General features: G+C 59.2%; 3 protein-coding genes. 2 read left to right on the top strand and 1 reads right to left on the bottom strand.

Translation table 11 applies throughout. From position 1 onward, the window contains the following. The first annotated feature begins 157 nt into the window (after positions 1–157). Together Q2K20_RS17875 and Q2K20_RS17870 are read left to right on the top strand one after the other, a co-directional pair. Entirely contained in the window at positions 158–547 is a 390-nt protein-coding gene (locus Q2K20_RS17875) for a heavy metal-responsive transcriptional regulator (RefSeq protein WP_007928756.1), read from the top strand. Between the two features lie 186 nt (positions 548–733). Continuing rightward, on the top strand, positions 734–1,519 hold the full coding sequence (locus tag Q2K20_RS17870; protein ID WP_269505608.1) for a recombinase family protein: 786 nt from the start codon (positions 734–736) through the stop codon (positions 1,517–1,519). Between the two features lie 25 nt (positions 1,520–1,544). Here Q2K20_RS17870 and Q2K20_RS17865 read toward each other — a convergent pair whose 3' ends face one another. Continuing rightward, positions 1,545–4,331 carry a DUF4365 domain-containing protein gene (locus tag Q2K20_RS17865; RefSeq protein WP_269529622.1) on the bottom strand — a complete coding sequence of 929 codons (2,787 nt, stop codon included), beginning with the start codon at positions 4,329–4,331 and terminating at the stop codon, positions 1,545–1,547. Positions 4,332–4,593 lie beyond the last annotated feature (262 nt).

The raw sequence follows: 4,593 nt of genomic DNA, 5'->3' as shown, positions 1-4,593 counted from the left end.
AAACTTACCGCGTTGGCCTTGTACTCGGCAGTGAAGCTCCGACGAGTAGATCCCATAATCCGCTCCCTCTATCTTGGGGGAACTCACCGCTCATCTCCGGGTGTCCACCAGAGCGGGAACGGTCCAAACATGGACGAGAGCCGAGAAAGGGGCCACTGTGCGCATCGGTGAGTTGGCCGTGGCCAGCGGCACCACAACCAAGACGCTGCGCTTCTACGAAGAAGCCGGCCTACTACCTGCGCCTGAGCGCACCGCCAACGGATACCGCGACTACACCCCTGCGGCCCTGGCGCGCCTGGACTTCGTTCGCCGCGGCCGCACCGCTGGGCTCACCCTGGCCCAGATTCGCGAGATCCTCGACATCCGCGACGCCGGAGTCGCACCCTGCCAGCACGTGCACGCCCTGCTCGAAGCCCACCTGGGCGACCTGGACCGCCAAATCGCCGACCTGCAAGCACTGCGACACACCGTCGCGCACCTTCACCACAGTGCCACCACCAGCGACCCCACCAAATGCGACACCACGACCGTCTGCCGCTATCTGTGACCAGACCGGTGCTCGCGTGTATCGCCATGAGCAGATGCCGCCACAGAGCGTCGACAGAACCCCGCCATATAACGGCGAAAGCCACACATCGCTGCTGTGTCACAGGGTCTAGTTTGGCACTTATGAAACGTCGTCCGGTCGGGTCTAAGATCTATTGATACAGATTCCGGGCGAAAGGGTCTTTCGATGGCTGATCGGATTGGTACGTTGCTGAACCGTTCGGGTGATGGTGGCGAGGAGGTGCTCATCGTCAGCCGCGGGAAGGAGCGAACTCAGTTCCGGCGCCGGGACGAGTTGGATTGGAACTTTCGGGTGGAGTCGGCGGACTCGGAGAACATCATCGAGCAGAACCCGAAGCGAAAGCCGAAGACGAATCCGAAGCCAGCTCGCCGGGCCTCGCGTCCTCGTGGGCAGCGAGTGGCGTACGTGCGGGTGTCGGCCGCGGATCAGAACGAGGCGCGTCAGCTCGAGGCGGTGGGGGAGTGCGACCGGGTCTATATCGAGAAGCAGTCCGCTCGCTCGCGTGCTGATCGGGTGAAGCTCGAGGAATGCATTAGGTATCTGCGAGATGGTGATGAGCTGGTTGTTGCGTCGATGGACCGTCTTGCTCGTTCGCTGGTTGATCTCAAGCAGATCGTTGGCGAGATCACGGCGAAGGGTGCGAGCGTGGAGTTCGTTCACGAGCGGGCCACCTATGCCGCCGGCGCCCAGGATCCTCGCGCAGACCTCATGCTCTCGCTGCTCGGGGCGTTCGCCGAGTTTGAGCGGGCCATCATCCGTGAGCGCCAGGCTGAGGGTATTGCCATCGCCAAGGCGAAGGGCAAGTACAAGGGGCGCAAACGCGTCCTGACTGACGAGCAGATCGGCAAGGCCCGTGCCCGCATCGAGGCGGGGGAGGGGCCGTCGGCGATCGCCCGCGATCTCGGAGTGGGTCGATCGACGCTGTACCGAGCACTTCAAAGGCAAACTTAGGCAACTTTTGGGCTAGTCGACTGCTTCAGCGATCCGTGGACCCGTGCGATTGAACCGCTCGGCGCACCGCTGACGACCGATGGTCCCGTAGCGCCTCTATTAGTGGGGCAGTCACGTCGCTTGGCTCCATGTGGGCAAGCTGCGCCGCGACCGACCGCGCAACATAAGTGCCTGAATCTTGCAGAACCTGAGTCAGCAATTGGAGTGCTGGCTCGTCGGCTATGCCCTCGACCGCCCACCGAGCGAGACTGACGGCGACCGTCGCCCTTACCGGCGCCTCTGGGTCCTGAGCGAGTACAGCCAAAGTCGTCAGATCTCCGGGATTGTCGCGTCCTGCGACCACTCGCACGGCCGCGGCTCGGCTTTCTTGGTCCCCTTTGAGGAGCTTCCAGAGCTCGGCATTGGTGACTGCGCCCGGCCTGATGGCAGCGAGGGCTGCGGCGGCATGCCCGCTCATGTCAGGGGAGCCGAAAAACGGGTCTGGTCGCGGAGGGTTTTCTAGAATGTGTTTAAGTACCGGTTCAAGAGCGTCAATAATGGACGATGGGATCCCCGACCCTATCCACTTCAACTGTTTAAGAGGCTCACTCAAGTGTTCGGAAAATAGAGTCTTCGCCGTCAGGAGAGATATGAACGGATCCCAGTTCGCCACCGAAGGATGCCACCTGTTAATTAGAGCGAGGGTACTGGCGAAATCAATACTACGTATATGGTGCTCTCCGTTTTCTAAGCCCCTGACTTCAGAGTAGATACTAGCGGCAAGGTGCTCAATCAGAGACTTTGCTGTGTTCGAGTCCAGATCGCGGATGTCACCGAACGCCCTTAATGCAGCGAGGTCCCCAATGGCAATTTTCTTGCGCTGAGCTTCTCGCACGCTGTGATCATTTCGTGCAAGAAGAATGGTGATCGCTTCCACCAGTTCGAAGTTGTCGCCTTCAGGTCTTGTGGACAGCGATTCACGGTCAAAATCTGTCCAGGCACCGTCTGGAATTCTGGACATCAGTGCGGCGTAGTGATGGGCATCGCCCTGATCTTTTTGTGGCGGCAGCGCGACAAGATGGTTGATAACCTCGCTGATCACGGTTTCCGAAGCGCCCGGCATCAGGTCCGTGAGGGTGTCGATGAGGGTTGGCTTTACTGCGAACGTAGGGCGTGCGCGTTCGAAAATTGGAGTCAGATCCTGAAGACCTCTCAAGATCCAACGAATGTGCCGGTCAATTTCTGATACCGGTAGCACATCGGCTGCCTGCCGCAGCATCTCGAGGTCTGCTTGGAACGAAGTTCGAGTAGACAGGTCGAGGTCAATACGGGCCGCGTCGTCCATTGCGGCTTGGGCCGGACCAGCGCGAAGGAACTGTCGAACCGCCAGTTTCAACGAGTCGGTGGCGCCTGCTCTCCTTAGCATTCCCAGCGCATCCGCACCTTCGGTCTGACCTGCCTCTGCGGTGACCGCGGTGAGAATCCGCTCTCCCAGCATTCCTGTGGCGTATCGCCATGAGCCGTGGTCAGCGCTCATCCCTGCGATGAGTGAAGCGGTCCGGAGCCGCAACCATGTTTCATCGATTCTGCCGAATGTCCTTCTAGGGTCATGAGCCCATTGTTTGAACGCCGATTGCCAGTTGTGCTGTAAGCCCCAGGCGACTTCTTGAGTGCGCCACCATGCGGCTAGCGTGTCCCGCCCGGTAATGGCGGCTGGAATGTTGCTCGAGTGCCATCCGCTGATTGTGAAAATTAGATCGGAGCTTGATCCAACGATGGCCATCACGGTGGGGTCATCAGCCGAATTGACGCGAATATTCTGAACCTCGACCGCAAGATCGTACGCCTGTTCCAGGCAACCTAATTCGGTCAAGCATCTCGCCTTGTGGGTTAAGAGCCAGGCATGGTCAACTGGCCCGCAGTCATCTCGTTCAAGGACTTCTGACACTGCCTCCAGTCCACGTTTTGGCTCGCCCTCTTCGACGACCAATGAGCAGAAGATAGCGGCCGCAGATGCCCTCTGAAACGGCTCGACCGCTGTATCTATTAGCGACTGGATGGCCTCGATTGTTTCTCCGTTGACAAGAGCGTCATACATCGCGGCGTATAGCTGCCATGTCCAGTCTTCAGACTCACGAGCCTCGTCAATGCTCAGAGCCTTTGTCTCTCGGCGATTGTTCGGATCAAGATCTCGAAGGCGCATTTTGATCAGCAGAGCGATTGAGGACTCAGCTCTGAGCTCAGTGACCGTAAGATTTGGGTGCGGTGCGATCAGGCGGGGTGTCAATAGGGCAAAGCGAAGCCGATCGGACCGGAGAATGGAGCTTCCGCCATTCCATGTGCTTCCTTCCCACTGATAACCCGCTCGATCACCCAGTGCGACCTGAACTAGGCGACCGAAGTGGTTTGAATCGACCGTATTCGACTTTGGAACGAGAAGTTTCGCCCCCTTGCCCGTCGACAGGATCGAGTCCCTCGTTATTTGCACCCAGTACGAGACCCCAGACTGAATTGAATGCAGAATCAGTAGGTGTGGCACACGATGACCGGTCCAATACTTGACATGGCGGCCGTCGGAATCCGAAAACCACCAGCCAACTAGTTGGCCATTCTCGTGGTGTGGGTTGCTAAACCATGACTCGCCCGCCTTGACTTGCGCCCCCACTAATGCGCCGAGGTCGAATCGGCGCTCGTCGCGTGCTTGAAGCCACAGGTCCGTTCCTAGGTCGTGCTGCGTCGGGTTCTCCGCCACGCCCCAGCCCAGCTTCTCAAACTGCATTGCCACAGCACGTTCGCCGATAGCTCCGGTCTGGCTACGTGTACTCGCCCTCATCAAGTGCGTCTGCCCCTCGTGCGTGAAGTCGGCGCGCAAGCGCGAGCCACTAGAGACATACTGCTCCTGCGGTCGGACATTCGTTCTGTGGTGCAGTGCGTTGCGTGACCGGCTTTACATAAGACCTGGATATCGGGCTCTTCGCATCTGAGTGTGGGTGAGGGCGACACGCCGGTGAAGCAGTAGGGAGCAAGAGGGTCGAGGCCCTGAAGGATTGGAAGTACCTCTACACCCAATCCCGAAGGGGCCTCGACCCATGTCT

The sequence above is a fragment of the Dietzia sp. IN118 genome, from assembly GCF_032905965.1.
Lineage (GTDB): Bacteria > Actinomycetota > Actinomycetes > Mycobacteriales > Mycobacteriaceae > Dietzia > Dietzia kunjamensis.
Note: the sequence above shows the minus strand (reverse complement) of the source record. Positions and strands in the feature narration are given on the sequence as shown.